This is a genomic window from Sphingomonas sp. LaA6.9 (genome assembly GCF_022601895.1).
GTDB lineage: Bacteria > Pseudomonadota > Alphaproteobacteria > Sphingomonadales > Sphingomonadaceae > Sphingobium_A.
This window is the reverse complement of the sequence record NZ_JAKVIO010000011.1, coordinates 72,379-90,804: the sequence shown is the minus strand read 5'-3', so window position 1 is coordinate 90,804 and position 18,426 is coordinate 72,379. Positions and strand designations below refer to the sequence as shown.

Below are 18,426 nucleotides of genomic sequence, written 5' to 3'. Positions count from 1 at the left end.
CCTGCACGCTCTCGGAGCGACGCTGCGCGGTGACGACGATATCCTCGATGCCGCCAGTGCTTTCCTCCGCCGCGGGAGCGGCCTCGGCATCAGCCGTTTGAGCGTGGAGTGGCGCGACAATCAGAACCGCAGACAGCGCGGTTGTGGCAGCAAGCAAGTGGCGTCTCATTCAATTCTCCCTCGAGGCTCCGGAAGTGGCAGTTCTGCCTGCGGACTTTTTTGTGATTTGTCCGGACAAATTTTCATGTAAATGTCACACTGTCAAGCGGCCTTGGGCCCATGGGAGGAATTTGCGATGACACTGAGCGATCTGGCCTATCCGAGCCTCGTCTATTTTCACCTGTTTCTGTTTGTGTTGTGGCTCGGCGGCGACGTCGGCGTATTCCTTGCCGGGCAGCATTTCCGCAAGCGCCATCTCTACACGCTCGACCAGCGAATCGCGCTTCTGAAGCTGCTTGTGCTGATCGACATGACGCCGCGAACGGCCTGGGCGCTGATGGTGCCGGTATCGCTTTCGGTGGTGACGCTTGGCGGGTTCTGGGCGGTGCCGGGGATCGTGCTCGCGGGCGCCTGGGCGGCGGGATTGATCTGGCTCTGGCTCGTATGGGACGCGCATTTTCACGACATGACGCCACGGGCGGCGCGCAACCGGCGAATCGAGTTCTGGCTCAAGAACGCGATCACGATCGGCTATCTGTGGCTGGGCATCCAGTCGCTCGTGACGGGCGCGCCGCTGGCGGAGACCTGGCTTGCCGCAAAGGCGCTGCTGTTCGGCCTGATCTTCATCGCCGCGATCATGATCGATGTCGCCTTCAAGCCGGTCGGACCGCAGCTCGCGAGACTACTCAAGGAAGGGTCGAGCGACGAGACCGAGGTGCCACTTCGTCGCACCATGGACCGGACCCGCCTCTGGGTCTTCACGGTTTATGGCCTGCTGATTGTCACCTCCTACCTCGGCGCGGTGAAGCCTTTTTGACGGAAAAACACGGATCAGCGCTTTTGCGCTTGACTTATAAGTTGTCCGGACAAATTCTTTAGGGCGTCAACAGGGGAGGTTCTGTAGTGAACGCGGCCATTGGCCTTTCATCGATGCTGTTCGTGCCCGGCTCGAAGCCGGAACGTTACGGCAAGGCGCTGGCGAGCGACGCCGACGTTGTGTGTGTCGACCTCGAGGATTCGGTTCCCGAATCGGGCAAGGTCGAAGCACGGGCGGCGGCGATTGCGGCGATCGCGCAAGGCGATCAGCGGCTGATCCTGCGGATCAACGGCGTGGCGACGCGCGCAGGCCTCGAAGACCTGCTCGCGCTTGCCGACGCCGAAGCGCTGCCCCCGCTGCTGTTCGTGCCGATGGTCGAAAGCGCGGCGCAGGTGGCGATCGTTACGTCGGTGCTGGGCGATCGCGCGCCGGGCATCGTACCGCTGATCGAAACGGTGAAGGGGCTCAATGCCGCGCAGGAGATTGCGTCGGCCACTGGCGTCGTCGCGATGATGTTTGGCGGCGGCGATCTCTCCGCCGAGCTCGGCGTGGAACTGGCGTGGGAGCCGTTGCGCTCGGCGCGCGGGGCATTCGTGATGGCGTGCGCCGGTGCGGGCATTCCTGCGATCGACGTGCCGTTCATCGTGCTCGACGATGCCGAGGGCCTTTGCGCCGAGGCCGAGGCCGCAAAGGCGCTGGGCTTCACGGGCAAGGCCGCGATCCACCCCGCGCAGGTGGACACGATCAATGCGGTATTCCGCCCCACGGCCGAACAGATCGCCGAGGCGGAAGAGGCGCAAAGGGTTTTCGACGCGGCCGGTGGCGCCGCAGTTCGTTTCAACGGCCGTATGCTCGAAGCACCGATCATGCGGCGATACCAGAGGATTTTGGCAATGCGGAGCAAGCAAGATGCGTGACGGTGTGGTCGAGGTCGCTCCCGGACGTTTTCGCGAGGTGCAAGGACGCTACTTCGAGGATTTCGTGGTGGGGCACATCTATGAGCATCGCCCCGGACGCACGATCACCGATGCCGACAATGTGTGGTTCACCCTGCTGACGATGAACACCCATCCGGCGCACTTCGATTATGAATTCGCGAAGAAGACGGAATTCGGCAAGCCGCTCGTGGTCAGCCCGCTGACCATCGCGCTGATGACCGGGATGAGCGTGTCGGACACCAGTGGCAAGGCGATCGCCAACCTGGGCTGGGACGAAGTGCGTATGACTCATCCGCTGTTCGTCGGCGACACGCTCTATAGCGAGAGCGAAGTGCTCGAAAAGCGCGAGAGCAAAAGCCGGCCCGATCAGGGTATCGTGACCTTCAAGACCGTCGGCAAGAACCAGGACGGCAAGATCGTGAGCCATTACAAGCGGTCCGTGCTCGTGTGGAAGCGTGGCTGCGGCCCCGCGGACGATTGAGGAAAAGAACAGATATGTCCCAACACGCCCAAAGGCAGATCGACCCCGACGACGAAGCCGCGTTGCTCGACTCGATCGATCGCTGGATCGAGCGCGATGTGCGCCCCGTCGTCATGCATCATGACCATAACGACATCTGGCCCGCCGAACTCGTCGAGCAGATGAAGGAAATGGGTCTCTTCGGCGCGACCATCGGCCAAGAATATGGCGGGCTGGGATTGCCCGCCACAACCTATGCCAAGATCATCACGCGCGTGTCGTCCTACTGGATGGCGATCACGGGGATCGTCAATTCGCACCTGATCATGGCGGCCGCGGTCGAGCGTTTCGGCACCGAGGCGCAGAAGCAGACATGGCTGCCCAAATTCGCGAGCGGCGAGATCCGCGGCGGGCTTGCGCTGACCGAACCCGATGCGGGCACTGACCTTCAGGGAATCCGCACCACCGCGGTCCGCGACGGCGACCATTATGTCATCAACGGCACCAAGACGTGGATTTCCAACGGCATCAAGGGCAGCTGCTTCGCGTTGCTGGTGAAGACCGATCCGAAGGCCGAACCGCGCTACAAGGGCATGAGCTTCTTCATCGCGCCCAAGGGCGAGGGCTTCACCGTCGGCAAGAAGTTCGACAAGCTCGGCTACAAGGGCATCGACAGTGCCGAGCTGATCTTCGACAATTACCGCATTCCGGCAGAAAACCTGATCGGCGAGGTCGAGGGTGAGGGCTTCTTCCAGGCGACGGGCGGGCTCGAACTCGGCCGCATCAACGTCGCGGCGCGCGGCGTCGGGCTGGCCGAAGGTTCGCTGCGTCTCGCCACCGAATATGCGCAGATCCGCAAGACGATGGGCAAGCCGATCGCGCAGCATCAGGCGATCCAGCTCAAGCTCGGCGAGATGGTGACGCGCGCGGAAGCATCGCGGCTGCTCGTGGCGCAGGCCGCGCAGGCCTATGATCGCGGCGAACGCTGCGACATGGAGGCGGGCATGGCCAAGTTCTTCGCGTCCGAGGCCGCGGTCCGCAATTCCGAGGAAGCCATGCGCATATTCGGCGGCTACAGCTATTCCAAGGAATATGAGATCGAACGCTATTATCGCGACGCATTGCTGATGTGCATCGGCGAGGGCACCAACGAGATGCAGCGGATGATCATCGCCAAGCAGTGGCTGAAGAGGAACCCCGCGTGACGGCCAGACTTCCGCTGGCCGGCTACCGGATCCTTTCCGCGGAACAATATGGCGCCGGCCCGTACGGCACCATGTTCCTGGCGCAGATGGGTGCCGAGGTCATCAAGATCGAGCCGCCCAAATCCGGCGACACGGCGCGCGCGGTCGGCCCTCACTTCCTGCGCGATGCGGAAAGCCTCTATTTCCAGAGCTTCAATCTCAACAAGCGCTCACTCACACTCGACCTCAACAGCACAGGCGGCAAGGAGATCCTGCACCGGCTCGTGGCGTCGAGCCATGCGGTGGTGAACAATCTGCGCGGCGACCTGCCTGACCGGATCGGGCTGACCTATCAGCAGCTGAAGGACGTCAACCCCGCGGTCATATGCGCGCACCTGTCGGCCTATGGCCGCGACAATGAGCGCGCGCGCTGGCCGGGCTATGACTATCTGATGCAGGCCGAGGCGGGCTGGCTGGCGCTGACGGGCGAGCCCGATGCGCCGCCGACGCGCGCGGGGCTGTCACTGGTCGATTTCATGACGGGCACGATCATGACGATCGGGCTGCTCGGCGCGCTCGTGGATGCGCAGCGCTCGGGTATGGGCCGTGACGTGGACGTGGATCTGCTTTCCGCCGCCGTGCACCAGACGAGCTATCCGGCGATCTGGTATCTGAACGAGGGTGACGTCACGGCGCGCGTGCCGCGTTCGGCGCATCCCTCGGTCACGCCGAGCCAGATGTTCCGCGCGGCCGATGGCTGGGTCTTCGTCATGGCGCAGCTTCCCAAATTCTGGGACGTGCTGGTGAACCGCATCGGGCACCCCGAACTGGCGCGTGATTCGCGCTTCGTGACGCCAACCGACAGGCTGGCGAACCGCGGCGCACTGACTGACGTGCTCGACGGCATTTTCAGCCAGAAGCCCGTCGCGCACTGGATCGAGCTGCTTGCCGGACACATGCCCGTGTCGCCGGTCTATGGGCTCGATCAGGCGCTCGACAATCCGTATCTGCAGACGACGGGCATGATCGACACCGTATCGCATCCCGATCGCGAACAGTTGCGCGTCCTCGCCAATCCGATCCGGCTGGATGGCGAACGATTGCCCAACCGTGCGGCGCCGTTGCTTGGTGCGGACACCGACGCGGTCCTCGCCGAAGCCGGCTTCGGCGTGGACGAGATTGCAGCATTCAGGGAAAAGGGCGTCATCTGATCCGATGGGAAAGCTTTCGGGCATAAAGGTCGTCGACCTCTCGCAGTTCCTGCCGGGACCGATGCTGTCGGTCATGATGGCCGACCAGGGCGCCGAGGTGGTGAAGGTGGAACCAGCCGCGGGCGATCCCGCGCGCGATCAGGCGCCCTTCGAGGCGGGCCAGTCCATCTGGTTCCGCAACCTCAATCGCGGCAAGAAGAGCGTCGTGCTCGATCTCAAGAGCGATGCCGGGCGCGATGCGCTCTGGAATCTCATCGATGAGGCGGACGTGTTCCTGGAGGGCTTCCGCCCCGGTGTGACGGCGCGGCTTGGCTTTGGCTATGAAGCGGTGGCGGCACGCAATCCGCGCATCGTCTATTGCTCGATCTCGGCCTTTGGGCAGTCGGGCGCGCTGGCACACCATCCCGCGCACGACATGGCGGTTCAGGCGATGGCGGGCTTCCTCTCGGTCAATGACGGGCCCGACGGCATGCCCGTGGTTCCGGGTGCGCCCTCGGCCGACATGGCGGCGGGGCTGACCGCGCTGTCGGCGGTGCTGATGGCGCTGATCGGCCGCCAGACAAGCGGCAAGGGCGACTATGTCGATATCGCCATGTTCGACGCGATGCTGCCCTGGTGCGCACATATCGCGGGCACCGCCATCGGTGGTGGCGAACCGCCGCGCTCGACGAGCCAGCGGTCGCTTGGTGGGGCGGGCTTCTATAACGTCTATGCGACCGCCGATGGGCGACATGTCGTGCTGGGCGGGCGCGAGCTCAAGTTCGTCGCGAACCTGCTCACTGCGCTGGAGCGGCCCGATTTGATTGCGCTCGGCAGCGAAGCGCCCGGTGAGCCGCAGGCGCCGCTGATCGCGTTCCTGCGCGAAACCTTCGCCACGCGCACGCGCGACGAATGGATCGCCTGGTTCGCGGACAAGGACGTCGCCTTTTCGCCCGTCCTCGATTTTCGGGAAGCTTTCGCCCAACCCCATATCGCCGAGCGGGGGCTCGTGGTCGAGGTCGGCGGCGCGCACCATATCGCGCCGCCGATCCGCTTTGCGAGCGATGGGGGCTGGAGGCCGACATCGGCACCGGAGCTCGGCGCCGATGGCTGAGGCTTCAGGCGTCGACCTCGATATGCATGGTGTAGGCGAAGCGGTCGCCGGGATGGTGGCTCGCCGAAATCTCGATGATTCGCCCGGAGGCGTCGAGATAGCAGCGCAGGATCCTGAGGCACGGGCTGCGGCGGGGAACGCCCAGCTCGGCGGCGACGGGGCCGCTCGCGGGAACCGCCTGGATATCCTGCGTCACGCGCGCGATCTTGACGCCCGAAAGGCGCTCGAGCTGGCGGAAGATCGTGTCCTCATTAGGACGGATCTCGCGCGCGGCGGCCTCGAGCTCGGGATGGATATAGGCGTCGGTCAACGCAATCGGTTCAGCGGAGCCCTGCCGCGTGCGCAGGCCGCGGAAGTGATACCAGCGCCCGCCCACGGGCTCGGCAATGTGCGCCGCCAGCTTCTTGGGCAGCAGCGTGGTGCCCTGCGCGGTGAACAGATATTTGGTGTCGCGCGCATATTGAAGGATCTCGCCGACGTTGGACAGCGGCTGGTGCAGCGCGCCGCCGCGCGCAGAGGCGGGCTGGATCACGGTTCCCGAGCCGCGCTTGCGCTGGATCAGGCCTTCGGTCTGCAGCGAGCGCAGCGCCTCGCGTACGGTGAACCGGCTGACTCCGTAGCGCGCGCACAGCACGCTTTCGGTGGGGAAGTGGGCGGGGTCGGGATAGTCGCCGCGCAATATTCCCGCGCGCAGATCTTCGGCAAGTTCCTGATAGCGCGGCTTCTTGCCGCCATTTCCCGTGGCTTTCTGAACTGCGGCCGACAAAATTACGCTCCCCTGCCAAGTCGTTACGCTTCGGAGTTCTTCCGATGAGTATGGCCGATCATAGCCTAATCGAGCGGCTTGCACAGCATCTGCAACGCCCGATAGAAAATATTGTACGGACAAGATCGCGACTGCACCTGCTTGACTGGCTCGGGTGCGTCGCGGGTGCAAGACGTTCGGAAATCGCGCAAATTCAGATGGGATTTAGTGCGGACGCGGCCGCTGGCAAGGCAGCCTGGCTCGGCAATGTCCTCGAAATGGATGACGTCCATCGCACCGCGATCCTCCATCCCGGGCCCGTTGTCTGGCCGGCCGTGCTTGGCTTGGGCGGCGACCGCATCGACGAGGCGCTCGATGCGGGCGTGCGCGGCTATGAGGCGATGATCGCGATCGGCGCGATGCTCGACGGCCGTCACTATGCTTTCTGGCACAATACTGCGACCGCGGGCGGTTTTGGCGCTGCTGCGACGGCGGCGTTCCGGTTGGGCGCGAATGAAGCGCAGCTCGTGTCGGCACTGGGCCTTGCCGGCTCGGTGACCGGAGGCTTCTGGCAAATGCGGCACGAGCCCGTGATGGCCAAGCAATGGCATCTGGCGCATGCGATGCGTACGGGCAGCGAGGCGGCACGGCAGGCGGTGGCGGGCGTCACGGGGCCGCGCTTCATTCTCGAAGGTCCGCAGGGTCTGTTCGCCGCGACCTGCGACGCACCAAAGCCGCTTGAGCTTCGCGATGCCTGGCGGATCGGCGAGGTCAGTTTCAAGCCCTGGGGCGCATGTCGCCATGCGCATCCCGCAATCGATGCCGCGCTTGAACTCAAGGCCCGCGGGGCACTCGCCGGGAAAGTGACCGTTTCCACCTATCGCGATGCGCTCGTCTTTTGTGATCGGCCCGATCCGCAGAGCGTGATCGACGCCAAATTCTCGCTCCAGCATGCAGTGGCGATCGTCATGGAGCGCGGCGCGCCACAGCTTGCCGATTTCGAGCCCGATGCCATCGCCGCGCTTGCCGGTGCGCGGGCGCTGGTGACGGTGGTCGAGGGTGATGATTTCACCCATGACTATCCCGCGCATTTTGGCGCAGCGGTGTCCACCGAAATGGGGTCGATAGTGCTTTCCGATGCGCGCGGTGATCCCGAGCGGCCGTTGTCCGAAGCGGGCGTGATCGACAAGGCGCGGGCGCTGATGGCGTGGGGCGGGATCGACGCGGGAGCGGCCGAGGAAGCGATCAATATTGTCCTCAGGGGCGAACGCGTGTCGGATATCACCGCATTGCTGGAGGACTGGCTGTGACCGCAACGCGGCGCATCCTCGATTTCGCGCGCGCAGAGCACCGGCTTGACCCGGCTGTGCGCGAGGCCGCGATCCATCTGCTCGGCGACACTCTCGCGACGGGGGCGGCGGGTTCGACCGCACCGGGAGCGGACGGCGTGCTGTCAGCGGCGCGCTGCTGGGGGCAGGGGAATGATGCGCGCGTGATAGCGCGCGATGTCCGGCTGCCCGCAGCGGGCGCGGCGTTCGTCAACGCCTTCCAGATCCATTGCCTTGAATGGGACGCGGTGCATGAGCCCGCGGTCGTGCATGCGCTTTCGACCGTCACCGCATCGGTGATGGCGGCGATCGACCGGCGTGGCGGTTGCGACCCCGACGATGCGCTCGCAGCGCTGGCGGTGGGTGTCGATATCGCAAGCGGGCTCGGCATTTCCGCCACAACGCCGCTCAGCTTCTTCCGCCCCGCAACCGCGGGCTGCATCGGCTCGGCGCTTGCCGTGGCGCGGATCGACGGCGTCGAGAATGTCGAGGACGTGCTGGGGCTCGCCTATTCGCAATGCGCGGGCACGATGCAGGCGCATGTCGAGGGCTCGATCGCGCTGCCCTTGCAGATCGCGGGGGCTGCGCGCGCGGCGATCGCCGCGGTCGATCTGGTCAAGGCCGGGCTCACCGGCCCGCATGATGCGCTCGAAGGGCCGTTCGGGTATTTCACGCTGTTCGACAAGGGCGATCCCGCCGCCTATGCCAATGCGCTCGGCAGCGTCTGGCGGATCGCCGAGGTCAGCATCAAGCCGTTCCCGTCGGGCCGTGCGAGCCACGCGGTACTCGCGACGCTCGACACGCTGCTGCGCGAGGGCGCGATCGACGCCGCATCGGTTGCGAAGATCGAGGCCTTTGTCCCACCGCTGATCCAGCGGCTGGTGGGGCGACCGCTCAAGGCCGACATGACGCCCGCCTATGCGCGGCTCTGCCTGCCGCTGCTCGTCGCGCTGATGCTGACCGACCGGCGCATCGATCCGCGCCGTTTCACGCCCGCGACCTTTGCCGATCCGGCAATCGGGGCGCTGTCGGCCAAGCTCTCGATCACGCTCGACGGCAATGCCGATCTCAACGCGCTGTCGCCGCAGCGGCTGGTGGTGACGCGCACCGACGGTTCGGTCGTCGAGCGCGTCATCCCCAACACGCTCGGTCATCCTCAAGCCGCGATGAGCGCCGCACAGACCGAGACCAAACGCAGCCTCGCGCGTGAGCTTGCCGCAAGCGAGCCCGATGCGCGCCTGTTTTCCGATCCGCTTTCCTATTTCACACGTCCGGAGCCAGCATGACCTTCCCCACCTATTTCGAAGCCTTCGACGCCAGGCAGATGCTCCAGGACTATCCCGTCGGCGACGCCTTCACCGCGCGCTATACCGCGATGAGCCGCGACGAACTCCAAGCGCTCCAGAACGAACGCTTCCTGAAACTGATGAAGCGCGGCTGGGAGATCCCGTTCTATCAGCGGCTCTGGGGCGCGAAAGGCCTCGAGGCGGGCGACATTCGCGGACTCGAGGACATCGTGAAGCTCCCCGTCTACGACAAGAGCGACCTGATGGCGTCGATCGCCGATCATCCGCCCTATGGCGATTTCGGCGGGTTGGGCGGGCCCGACCGCGCGCCCACGATCTTTCACACCACCTCGGGCACCACCGGGCGCCCGCAGGCTCTGCTCTTCGGACCCAAGGGACGCGAGATCACCAATTTGCTCGTCGGGCGCATGTATCGCTGGCAGGGCGTGAGCCCGTCGGATGTCGTGCAGTCGGTCTATGGCCACGGCATGATCAATGGCGGCCACTATATCCGTGAGGCGGTGACGCATTTCACCAACTCGATCTTCCTGTCGGCGGGTACGGGGATCGAGACCCGCTCGATCAACCAGGTCGGCCTGATGGCGGATTTCAGCGTCTCGGTGCTGGTCGGCTTCATCGACTATATCCGCAAGCTCGCGGAGGTCGCCGAGGCCGAGGGGCTGCTCGACAAGATCAACATCAAGATGATCTGCGGCCATCTTGGCACCGAGGACCGCGCCGGCGTGGAAAAGGCATGGGGCGGGGCCAAAGCCTATGACTGGTACGGCGTGGGCGATACCGGCTCGATCGCGGGCGAAGGCCCCGAGCGCGACGGCCTCTATGTCTGGGAAGACGCGCAGTATCTCGAGCTGCTCGACGTCGACACGGGCACTGCGGTCGGCTCGGGCGAGACGGGCGACATGGTCGTCACCTGTCTGTTCAAGGACGATATCGCGCCCTGCATCCGCTTCAACACACACGACATCACGCATGAGCTGACCGGCGCCAACCAGACGGGCATGGTGTTCAAGCGCATCGCGGGCTTCAAGGGCCGCAGCGACAACATGGTCAAGCTGCGCGGCATCAACGTCTTCCCGCACGCGATCGGCGCGCTGATCGAAAACCGCGCCGACCTGACGGGCGAATATGTCTGCCACCTGTCGCGCGACGCGGCGGGGCGTGATGATATGCGCGTGACGCTCGAAAGCCGTGGCGGCACGGATGAGGCGCAGCTTGCCGCACTTCTCCGTCAGGGGCTGGGTGTCGAGGTTTCGGTGTCACTAGTCGGCGTTGGCGAGACTGCGGCGGCGACACAGATCGACGTGCGCCAGAAGCCGATCCGCCTGATCGACGAGCGCAAGCTGTGACCCCATTGCACCGGCTCGACATATCCGGGCTGCGCGCGGCCTATGCGGCGGGCGAAACCACGCCTGCCCGGGTGGTCGAGCATTATCTGGCGCGCATCGATGCCCATGATCCCGCGATCCGCTCCTATATCGAGGTCGATCGTGCCGGCGCCGCGGCGGCGGCGAAGGAGAGCGGCGACCGCATAGCCGAGGGCAGGGCGCGCGCGCTCGAAGGCGTGCCGGTCGCGATCAAGTCCAACATCGCGGTGAAGGGCCTGGAATGGAATGCGGGCATGGAGGCGCGGCGCGGAATCACTGCGCCCGACGATGCCGAGGCCGTCACGAGGCTGCGCGCGGCGGGGGCGATCATCCTAGGCACGCTCAACATGCACGAAGCCGCGCTCGGGGCGACCACGGACAATCCCTGGTTCGGCCAGACCATCAATCCGCACCGCGAGGGCTACACCCCGGGCGGCTCGTCGGGCGGCAGCGGTGCGGCGGTCGCGGCGGGGCTCTGCGTGGCCGCACTTGGCACCGACACGCTCGGCTCGGTCCGTATTCCCGCTGCATATAACGGCGTCTACGGGATCAAGCCGACGCATGGCGCAATCTCCGACGCCGGGCTGGTGCCGCTGAGTGAATGGCTCGACAGCATCGGCCCGATAGCACGATCGATCGACGATCTCGAAGCATTGCTCGCGGTGCTTGCCGAACCTGCGGAGGCAGCGTTCGCGCTGGCGCGGCTGATCGTGCTCGACAGCTTTGACGACCTAGACTGCGAACCCGCCGTGCTCGCCGCCTATGAGCGGGCAGTGGCGCTGGCGGGCGACATGCCGAGAACATCGCTCATGCTCGAGGATAGCGCTCCCGACATACGCTTTGCCGGCTTCGTCGTCGCCGCACGCCAGCTGATCGAACATCTTGGTACGAAGCGCAGGGATGAGGCCGATCGGCTGTCCGCGGAACTGCGGTTCATGCTCGACTATGCCGATAGCCGCTCCGACGCCGATGTCGACCGCGCCGAGGCGATTGTAGATCGCACGCGCCAGGCCGTGCGCGATGCGGTGGGGAGCGACGGAATATTGCTGATGCCGACGGCGCCTCAGGCGGCCTTCCGGCACAGTACCCGACCGCCCGCGAACCAGTCCGCCTTCACCGCCTTCGCCAATATCGCGGGGCTGCCCGCGATCAGCATTCCCGCAGGTCTCGACGACGACAATCTGCCCGTCGCCGTGCAGCTTGTCGGCCCGGAGAACAGCGAGGGCGCGCTGATCGCGCTGGCACGCAAACTCGACGCCGGCCTCGCCGGCTATGCGCCATCCCCCCTGATCTGATTGATAACAAGGAGAGCCCCATGCGGATCATCGTGCTGTTCAACCTCAAGCCCGACGCCGATCCCGCGGCCTATGAGAACTGGGCGCGTTCGACCGATATTCCGGGCGTCAACGCGCTCGCTTCGGTGAAGGACTTCCAGGTCCACCGTGCGACTGGCGTGCTCGGCAGCGATGCGCCGTCACCCTATGCATATTTCGAAGTGATCGACGTCGCCGACATGGATGCTTTCGGCAAGGACGTCGCAAGCGAGGCAGTGCAGAAGGTCGCCGCCGAATTCCAGCAATTCGCGGACAATCCGCAGTTCATCCTGACCGAGACGCTGTGATGCGCCGCTTCGAAGGAAAGACGATCGTCGTCACCGGATCGGGGCGCGACAAGGGGCTGGGGCAGGCGATCCTGCAACGCTTCGCCGATGAGGGCGCGAACTGCGTCATCTCCGATCTGGGCAAGCCCGCCGAGCACATGGGCGCGGGCGATATCGGCACCACCGACGAGATGGAAGCGGTGGCCGCGGAACTGCGCCAGCGCGGCGCGAAGGTCGCGGTGATCCCGTGCGACGTACGATCGGAGGAAAGCTGCGAGGCGCTCGTCGCGAAGACCGTCGAGGCGTTCGGATCGCTCGATATCTGGGTCAACAATGCGGGCATCGGTTATATCATGAAGCCGCTGCTCGAGACGACGTCGAGCGAATGGGAAGCCGTGATCGGCGTCAACCTGTCGGGCGCCTTTTACGGCACCAAGGCGGCGGCGAAGGCGATGATCGCCGCCGGCAAGGGCGGGCGCATCATCAACATCGCGAGCCAGGCCGCCAAGTCAGGCTTCCCGCACATGGCGCCCTATACCAGCTCCAAGCACGGCATGGTCGGCCTCACACGTTCCAACGCGATCGAGCTTGGCCAGTACGGCATCACCGTCAACGCCGTGTGCCCCAACCATGTCACCACCGGGCTCGGCGCGAAGCAGAACGAGTATTTCTCGAAGCTTCTCGGGTTCGACAGCGTCGAGGCATATATCGAAAACATGAAGCGCAAGAACCCGATGGGGCGCCCGGGTCTTGGCAGCGACACCGCCGCCGCTTGCGCATGGCTGGCTTCCGACGACGCAGTTTACGTGACCGGAGAGGCGCTGAACGTCTCGGGCGGTGAGGAGATGCATTGATGATCGAGGAACGGATCGACTGGCCGAACGACGCGAAGCTCGCGCTGTCGGTCGTCGTCAATGTCGAGGAAGGCTCGGAAATGACCGTGGCGCGGGGCGACCGCGGCATGGAGCCCGTCGACGAGCTCGGCATCCATATCAAGTCGCCGATCCGCAATTACGGCAATGAATCCAACTATCTCTATGGCATCAAGGCGGGTGCGCCGCGTGTCGTGAAGCTACTGCGTGATTACAACATCATGGCGAGCTGGACCGTTGCCGCGCTCAGCCTCGAAAACCATCCCGGGATCGCTCAGGCCATTGCCGAACTCGGTCATGAGCCCGTCAGCCATGGCTGGCGCTGGGTGCACCAGTTCAAGATGAACGAGGAGCAGGAGCGCGACTTCATCCGCAAAGCCGTCAGCTCGATCGAGAAGACCGTGGGCGTGCGCCCCTATGGCTGGCTGAGCCGCTATTTCCATACCGACAATACGCGGCGCCTGCTGATCGAGGAGGGTTTCGCCTATCATATGGACGATTATTCGGGCGACGTGCCGTTCTGGGACAAGGCGACGGTGCCCGGAAAGCCGATAGCGATCGTGCCCTATCAGCTCGATTCCAACGACATGAAGATGTGGACCGATCCCGCGATGACGCCGACGCAGTGGCTGGAATACGCCAAGAACTGCTTCGATCAGCTCTATCGCGAGGGCGAGGCAGGCAATCCCAAGATGATGTCGCTGGGCCTTCACCTGCGTATCATCGGGCGTCCGGGCCGCATCTGGGCGCTCGAGGAATTCTTCCGCCATGTGACCGCGAAGAAGGATGTATGGATCACCACGCGCCACCAGATCGCGCAGCACCTCGCCAAGGTCGATCCGGCATGAGCGTTCGCCTCGAAAAACAGGGCGCGATCGCGCATCTGCTGATCGACCGCGCGGCGAAGCGCAACGCCTTTACGCAGGCGATGTGGGAGGCACTGCCCGAGCTGCTCGGTGATGCGATGGCGGATAATGCGATCAAGGTCGTGATCCTGCGCTCGGCCGAGGCTGGCACCTTCTGCGCGGGGGCGGACATCGCCGAGTTCGGCGAAGGCGCGCTCGATCCCGAATGGCGCGCGAAGAACCAGGATGCGATCCGCCGCGCGCAGCACGAACTGGCGCGCGCCGAAAAGCCCGTCATCGCCGCGATCGACGGCGATTGCGTGGGCGGCGGCTGCGGGCTTTCGATCGCGTGCGACCTGCGCGTCGCGTCGTCGCGCGCGCGCTTCGGCATCACGCCCGCGAAGCTCGGCCTCGTCTATTCGCTGCACGACACCAAGCTGCTCGTCGATCTGGTGGGCCCTGCGCAGGCCAAGCGTATCTTGTTCACCGCCCAACTCCTGCCCGCCGAAGAGGCGCAGCGCATCGGGCTGATCGAGATCCTCGACGAGGATCCGGTGGCGGCGGCCACCGCGCTGGCGGGCACGATCGCGACCGCATCGTCGCACAGCGTGCGCAACACCAAGAAGATCGTTCGCCGTATCCTTGACGGTCAGGCCGACGACGATGCCGAGACGCATGCGCTGTTCGCCTCCGCCTTCACCGGCGAGGATTTCAGGGAGGGCGTCTCGGCCTTCCTCGAAAAGCGCAAGGCGGTGTTTCGTTAGGGACCGTCGCTATGCATGCGCCGCTCATCCTGAGGAGCCGTTGAGCGAAGGCGAAACGGCATCTCGAAGGACGCACGGTGCCTGATCCTTCGAGACGAGGCTTCGCCAAGCTCAGCCTCTCCTCAGGAGGAGCGGATGGTTGATGGTGCTCGGTAGGTGTTGGAGACACAAATGATTGAATATCTGCAGCATGGCCGGATCGCTGGCGGGGTGGTCTCGACCCCCGATCTCGATGCGGCGCTCGCCGACTATCACGGCTGCCTTGGCCTTGATGTCGTCGAGCAGGGCACGCTCGACGCGGGTCTCGCAGCGAGCTGGGGCTGCCCGAAGAGCGCGGGTGCGCGTTTCGCGACGCTCCAGCCGCAAAGCGGGGCGCATTGCTTCATCCGGCTGGTCGAGACGCCACTGCCCGACGATTTCAGGCCCACGCGCACTTATGGATGGGCTGCGTACGAACTGACGGTGCAGGATGTGTTCGGCTGGCCCGATCGCCTGCAGGGCAGCGGCTTCGACATAGTTGGCCCGCCCAAGGCGCTGGAAGGCCTGCCCTATTTCATGCCGATGCAGGTGACGGGGCGCGGGCGCGAGATGATCTACCTGAACGAGGTGGCCGAGAACACGCCGACCTCGGACCTGCCCAAAGCCGGATCGCTCACCGATCACATCTTCATCGTGATCCTTGCGACCCCCGATCGCGAGGCGAGCCTCAAATGGTTCGAACGGGCGCTCAGGCTCGACATCTCGTCGAGCTATACGCTCGCCTATTCGATGATCAACAACGCATTCGGGCTTGGCAGCGATTATCGCACGACGATCACCATGGTCCAGAAGGGGCGCCTGCCGATCGTCGAGGTCGACGATTATCCGACCGAGGCGACCGTGAGGCAGCGCGATCCCGAGATGCTGCCACCGGGCAATGCGATGATCACGCTTGCGGTCGACGATCTCGACGCGCTCGACGTCACCTTCGTTGCGCCGCCCGTGCAGCGCGACGGGCCCGTCTATGGCGGGCGGCGCACCGCAACGGTACGCGGCTTTGCGGGCGAGCTGATCGAACTGATCGAGATCGGGCGCTGAGATGACGACGGTGCGGCGCGCCTATGTCGACGGTCCCTTCGGCCAGATGCATGTGCGCGTCGCGGGAGAGCAGGGCGGGCATCCGCCGCTGATCTGCTTTCATATGAGTCCAATGAGCGGGCGCATCTACCAGCGCTTCCTCGCCGCGCTGGCGGAGCAGGGGCGTATGGCGATCGCGATCGACACGCCGGGCTTCGGCATGTCCGATGCTCCGCCGTCGCCGCCGGGTATCGCCGATTACAGCCGCGCGATGCAGGCGGCGATCGATGCGCTTGGCCTTGCCGGGCCGGTTGATCTGATGGGCTATCACACCGGCTCGATGATCGCGGCCGATCTTGCCGCCGATCGCCCCGATCTGGTGCGCCGGCTGGTCTGCGTGTCGGCGCCGATCTTCACCGCGGAGGAACTGGCGGAGCTGCGGCTGCTCTACGCGCCACACATGCCGACCGCGGATGGGGCGCATCTCCTGAAACGGTGGCAGGGCTTCGTTCACTGGAATCTCGGGCGAGGCCTCACCATCGAGGATCTCAACGACATGTTCCCCGAGGGGCTGCTCGCGGGGAACCGCGAATGGTGGGGGCACAATGCCGCCTTTTCCTACATGCCCGACATGCGCCTGACCGAGGTCACGCAGCCGGTGCTCGTGCTCAGCACCAATGATGATTTGCAGGAACAGAGCCGTCGCGCGCCCGCGCTGATGCGCCATGGGCGCGTCGTAGAATTGCCGGGATGGGGGCATGGCTTTCTCGACGGTTTCCCCGCGGACGCGGCTGATCTCGTGCGGAGCTTTCTCGACGCGCCGGACGGCGATCCGTTCGGTGCGATCCGGATTCCGCAAAGCGCCCGGCAATGAACAAGGCCGTGATCAGGCGGGCCTTCGCCGACGTGGCGCATGGGCAAATCCACTATCGCCATGCCGGATCGGGCGTACCGCTCCTGCTGCTGCACGCTTCGCCCGGGAGTTCGCGCCAACTGGTATCGCTGATCGAGGATATGGCGGATGGCACGCGCATCATCGCGCCCGATACGCCGGGTAATGGTGACAGCACACCGTTGCCGCTCGACGTTCCCGAGGTGGCGGATCTGGCGCGCGCCATTCTCGAGTTTCTCGACAGCGCAGGGCTGGAGCGCGTCAATCTCTACGGATCGCATACGGGAGCGACCATTGCGGGCGAGCTTGCCATATTGGCGCCCGAGCGGATCGACCGGCTCATGCTCGATGGGATCAGTGTGCTCTCACCCGACGAACTGGAAGACGTGCTCGCGCACTATGCCCGGCCATTTCCGCCCGATCTTGACGGAGCCTATCTGCTCCGCGCATTCAATTTTCTGCGCGACCAGTATCTGTTTTTCCCATGGTACAGCCGTGACCGTGCACATCGTCGCGATGGCGGGCTTGGGCGAGCGGAGGACCTGCACGCGTGGCTGGTCGAATTGCTCAAGGCCAGCGAAACCTATCATCTCAATTATCACGCCGCCTTCCGTTGGAACGCGCACGAACGCCTGCCGTGCATAACCAGGCCGACGCTTGTGTTCGCGGCCGAGAATGATCCGCTGCTCGAATCGACCCGCGCGGTTGCGCCACTTCTTGCGGACGGGCGTTTTGCGACGCTGCCGCGCGGCGATGCCGCCGATTTTCGCACGATTCGAGCCACCCTCCTTCGCGACTTCCTGAAAGCGAAGTAAGGAATCGGGGGTGCGGGAAATCGCACGACGCCCGTGGTTCTGCGGGCAACTGATCGAAATTGGGCTCTGAGCGAAACGGTGCGGAATGCCTCCAATGCCCGGCTGTCGCACGAACGCGGCAGCTGATAAGCAACTGCAAAGTCCTCATGCCACAGGGACCTTTGTATGATCCGCACGATTGCTCATCCGACGGACCTGTCACCCGAAGGCGCGCCTGCATTTGAACACGCGCTGCGGCTGGCGCTGGTCAATCGCTGCCAGTTCAATGTGCTTCATGTGCGCCGTCCCGACGAGAATCCCGATTGGGACAGCTTTCCGAGGGTCCGTGAAGTGCTGCAGCGCTGGGGGTATCTTGAGCCAGGAGCGAGCACGGAGGATATCCTTGCGAGGACCGGCGTAACCGTGACCAAGACCGATATACGCGATATCGATGCCGTCGACGGTTTGTCGCGCTATCTGGAAACGCACCCTTCAGACCTGATCGTGGCCGCCAGCCACGGCCGAGCGGGTCTCCACCGCCTGCTGAACAATTCGGTTTCGGCCAAGGTCGCGCAAGTATCGCTGATCCCGACAATGATTTTTGGTCCCGGAGCGAGACCCTTTGTCGACTCACAGACCGGGAGCCTTGAAAGCGTAAAGACCGTGCTGGTGCCCGTAGATCACGATCCGGCGCCCAATGACGCGGTTCACCAGCTTCAGGGGCTTTCCGAGGGGCTCGATGTTGAATTCGAGTTCGTCCATGTGGGTCGAGACGCTCCTGTGGTGCGCGATGCACAGCGGACACAGCGGCCCGTTCGCACGGTCGAGGGCCCCGTCGTCGAAACCATATTGGACGAAGCCCGACGCGTAAGCCTGGTGGCGATGCCGATGGCGGGGCGACGTGGTCTTCTGGACGCACTCCGCGGAAGCACGACCGAACGAATCGTGAGCGAAGCCACTTGCCCCGTCCTGGCGATACCCGTGACATCCTGACAGG

The 18,426-nt window shown here is 64.8% G+C and carries 19 protein-coding genes; 18 read left to right on the top strand and 1 reads right to left on the bottom strand.

The window, feature by feature from the left end; all coding sequences use genetic code 11:
* The first annotated feature begins 295 nt into the window (after window positions 1-295).
* From MKI88_RS08200 to MKI88_RS08175, 6 genes are all read left to right on the top strand, one after another.
* A complete protein-coding gene (locus MKI88_RS08200; RefSeq protein ID WP_241630669.1) occupies window positions 296-976 on the top strand; it encodes a hypothetical protein in 681 nt (226 codons plus the stop codon).
* 86 nt (window positions 977-1,062) lie between these two features.
* Window positions 1,063-1,893, top strand: a complete 831-nt coding sequence (locus MKI88_RS08195; protein ID WP_241630667.1) for a CoA ester lyase — start codon at window positions 1,063-1,065, stop codon at window positions 1,891-1,893.
* Window positions 1,886-2,395, top strand: a complete 510-nt coding sequence (locus MKI88_RS08190; RefSeq protein ID WP_241630663.1) for a MaoC family dehydratase — start codon at window positions 1,886-1,888, stop codon at window positions 2,393-2,395. Before MKI88_RS08195 ends, MKI88_RS08190 begins: the two co-directional genes overlap by 8 nt.
* Window positions 2,396-2,409: 14 nt before the next feature.
* Complete coding sequence (locus MKI88_RS08185) at window positions 2,410-3,579, top strand: acyl-CoA dehydrogenase family protein (protein ID WP_241630661.1); 1,170 nt, start codon at window positions 2,410-2,412, stop codon at window positions 3,577-3,579.
* Window positions 3,576-4,769 carry a CaiB/BaiF CoA-transferase family protein gene (locus MKI88_RS08180; protein WP_241630659.1) on the top strand — a complete coding sequence of 398 codons (1,194 nt, stop codon included), beginning with the start codon at window positions 3,576-3,578 and terminating at the stop codon, window positions 4,767-4,769. The genes MKI88_RS08185 and MKI88_RS08180 overlap by 4 nt, the downstream gene beginning before the upstream one ends.
* Window positions 4,770-4,773: 4 nt before the next feature.
* Window positions 4,774-5,862, top strand: a complete 1,089-nt coding sequence (locus tag MKI88_RS08175) for a CaiB/BaiF CoA-transferase family protein (protein ID WP_241630658.1) — start codon at window positions 4,774-4,776, stop codon at window positions 5,860-5,862.
* A gap of 4 nt (window positions 5,863-5,866) precedes the next feature.
* Here MKI88_RS08175 and MKI88_RS08170 read toward each other — a convergent pair whose 3' ends face one another.
* Window positions 5,867-6,628: a GntR family transcriptional regulator gene (locus MKI88_RS08170; protein ID WP_241630656.1), complete on the bottom strand. Its 762-nt coding sequence runs from the start codon at window positions 6,626-6,628 to the stop codon at window positions 5,867-5,869.
* Between the two features lie 197 nt (window positions 6,629-6,825).
* On the opposite strand from MKI88_RS08170, the gene MKI88_RS08165 reads away from it, so the two are divergent.
* The 12 genes from MKI88_RS08165 (at window position 6,826) to MKI88_RS08110 (ending at window position 18,422) form a co-directional block, all read left to right on the top strand.
* Window positions 6,826-7,917, top strand: coding sequence for an MmgE/PrpD family protein (locus MKI88_RS08165; protein ID WP_241630653.1), 1,092 nt, complete (start codon window positions 6,826-6,828; stop codon window positions 7,915-7,917).
* Window positions 7,914-9,221: an MmgE/PrpD family protein gene (locus MKI88_RS08160; RefSeq protein ID WP_241630651.1), complete on the top strand. Its 1,308-nt coding sequence runs from the start codon at window positions 7,914-7,916 to the stop codon at window positions 9,219-9,221. Before MKI88_RS08165 ends, MKI88_RS08160 begins: the two co-directional genes overlap by 4 nt.
* Window positions 9,218-10,588, top strand: coding sequence for a phenylacetate--CoA ligase family protein (locus MKI88_RS08155; protein ID WP_241630649.1), 1,371 nt, complete (start codon window positions 9,218-9,220; stop codon window positions 10,586-10,588). The genes MKI88_RS08160 and MKI88_RS08155 overlap by 4 nt, the downstream gene beginning before the upstream one ends.
* A complete protein-coding gene (locus MKI88_RS08150) occupies window positions 10,585-11,901 on the top strand; it encodes an amidase (RefSeq protein WP_241630647.1) in 1,317 nt (438 codons plus the stop codon). Before MKI88_RS08155 ends, MKI88_RS08150 begins: the two co-directional genes overlap by 4 nt.
* A gap of 20 nt (window positions 11,902-11,921) precedes the next feature.
* A complete protein-coding gene (locus tag MKI88_RS08145) occupies window positions 11,922-12,227 on the top strand; it encodes an REDY-like protein HapK (RefSeq protein WP_241630645.1) in 306 nt (101 codons plus the stop codon).
* Window positions 12,227-13,060: an SDR family NAD(P)-dependent oxidoreductase gene (locus tag MKI88_RS08140; RefSeq protein ID WP_241630643.1), complete on the top strand. Its 834-nt coding sequence runs from the start codon at window positions 12,227-12,229 to the stop codon at window positions 13,058-13,060. Before MKI88_RS08145 ends, MKI88_RS08140 begins: the two co-directional genes overlap by 1 nt.
* Complete coding sequence (locus MKI88_RS08135; RefSeq protein ID WP_241630641.1) at window positions 13,060-13,926, top strand: polysaccharide deacetylase family protein; 867 nt, start codon at window positions 13,060-13,062, stop codon at window positions 13,924-13,926. Before MKI88_RS08140 ends, MKI88_RS08135 begins: the two co-directional genes overlap by 1 nt.
* Entirely contained in the window at window positions 13,923-14,687 is a 765-nt protein-coding gene (locus MKI88_RS08130; RefSeq protein ID WP_241630638.1) for an enoyl-CoA hydratase/isomerase family protein, read from the top strand. Before MKI88_RS08135 ends, MKI88_RS08130 begins: the two co-directional genes overlap by 4 nt.
* Before the next feature lie 171 nt (window positions 14,688-14,858).
* The gene (locus MKI88_RS08125) at window positions 14,859-15,764 is read left to right on the top strand and encodes a VOC family protein (RefSeq protein ID WP_241630636.1); all 906 of its coding nucleotides are present in this window, start codon (window positions 14,859-14,861) and stop codon (window positions 15,762-15,764) included.
* Between the two features lies 1 nt (window position 15,765).
* Window positions 15,766-16,617 (top strand): alpha/beta fold hydrolase, encoded by an 852-nt coding sequence (locus MKI88_RS08120; RefSeq protein ID WP_241630634.1) that lies wholly within the window; start codon window positions 15,766-15,768, stop codon window positions 16,615-16,617.
* Entirely contained in the window at window positions 16,614-17,450 is an 837-nt protein-coding gene (locus tag MKI88_RS08115; RefSeq protein ID WP_241630632.1) for an alpha/beta fold hydrolase, read from the top strand. The genes MKI88_RS08120 and MKI88_RS08115 overlap by 4 nt, the downstream gene beginning before the upstream one ends.
* Window positions 17,451-17,615: 165 nt before the next feature.
* A complete protein-coding gene (locus tag MKI88_RS08110; protein ID WP_241630630.1) occupies window positions 17,616-18,422 on the top strand; it encodes a universal stress protein in 807 nt (268 codons plus the stop codon).
* Window positions 18,423-18,426: the final 4 nt, after the last annotated feature.

Bases quoted from the DNA above. Each gene is read 5' to 3' on its own strand.
- MKI88_RS08140 (WP_241630643.1), top strand. From the start codon at position 12,227: ATGCGCCGCTTCGAAGGAAAGACGATCGTCGTCACCGGATCGGGGCGC.
- MKI88_RS08190 (WP_241630663.1), top strand. From the start codon at position 1,886: ATGCGTGACGGTGTGGTCGAGGTCGCTCCCGGACGTTTTCGCGAGGTG.
- MKI88_RS08200 (WP_241630669.1), top strand. From the start codon at position 296: ATGACACTGAGCGATCTGGCCTATCCGAGCCTCGTCTATTTTCACCTG.
- MKI88_RS08155 (WP_241630649.1), top strand. From the start codon at position 9,218: ATGACCTTCCCCACCTATTTCGAAGCCTTCGACGCCAGGCAGATGCTC.
- MKI88_RS08125 (WP_241630636.1), top strand. From the start codon at position 14,859: ATGATTGAATATCTGCAGCATGGCCGGATCGCTGGCGGGGTGGTCTCG.
- MKI88_RS08110 (WP_241630630.1), top strand. From the start codon at position 17,616: ATGATCCGCACGATTGCTCATCCGACGGACCTGTCACCCGAAGGCGCG.
- MKI88_RS08145 (WP_241630645.1), top strand. From the start codon at position 11,922: ATGCGGATCATCGTGCTGTTCAACCTCAAGCCCGACGCCGATCCCGCG.
- MKI88_RS08175 (WP_241630658.1), top strand. From the start codon at position 4,774: ATGGGAAAGCTTTCGGGCATAAAGGTCGTCGACCTCTCGCAGTTCCTG.
- MKI88_RS08165 (WP_241630653.1), top strand. From the start codon at position 6,826: ATGGGATTTAGTGCGGACGCGGCCGCTGGCAAGGCAGCCTGGCTCGGC.
- MKI88_RS08130 (WP_241630638.1), top strand. From the start codon at position 13,923: ATGAGCGTTCGCCTCGAAAAACAGGGCGCGATCGCGCATCTGCTGATC.
- MKI88_RS08135 (WP_241630641.1), top strand. From the start codon at position 13,060: ATGATCGAGGAACGGATCGACTGGCCGAACGACGCGAAGCTCGCGCTG.
- MKI88_RS08115 (WP_241630632.1), top strand. From the start codon at position 16,614: ATGAACAAGGCCGTGATCAGGCGGGCCTTCGCCGACGTGGCGCATGGG.
- MKI88_RS08120 (WP_241630634.1), top strand. From the start codon at position 15,766: ATGACGACGGTGCGGCGCGCCTATGTCGACGGTCCCTTCGGCCAGATG.
- MKI88_RS08185 (WP_241630661.1), top strand. From the start codon at position 2,410: ATGTCCCAACACGCCCAAAGGCAGATCGACCCCGACGACGAAGCCGCG.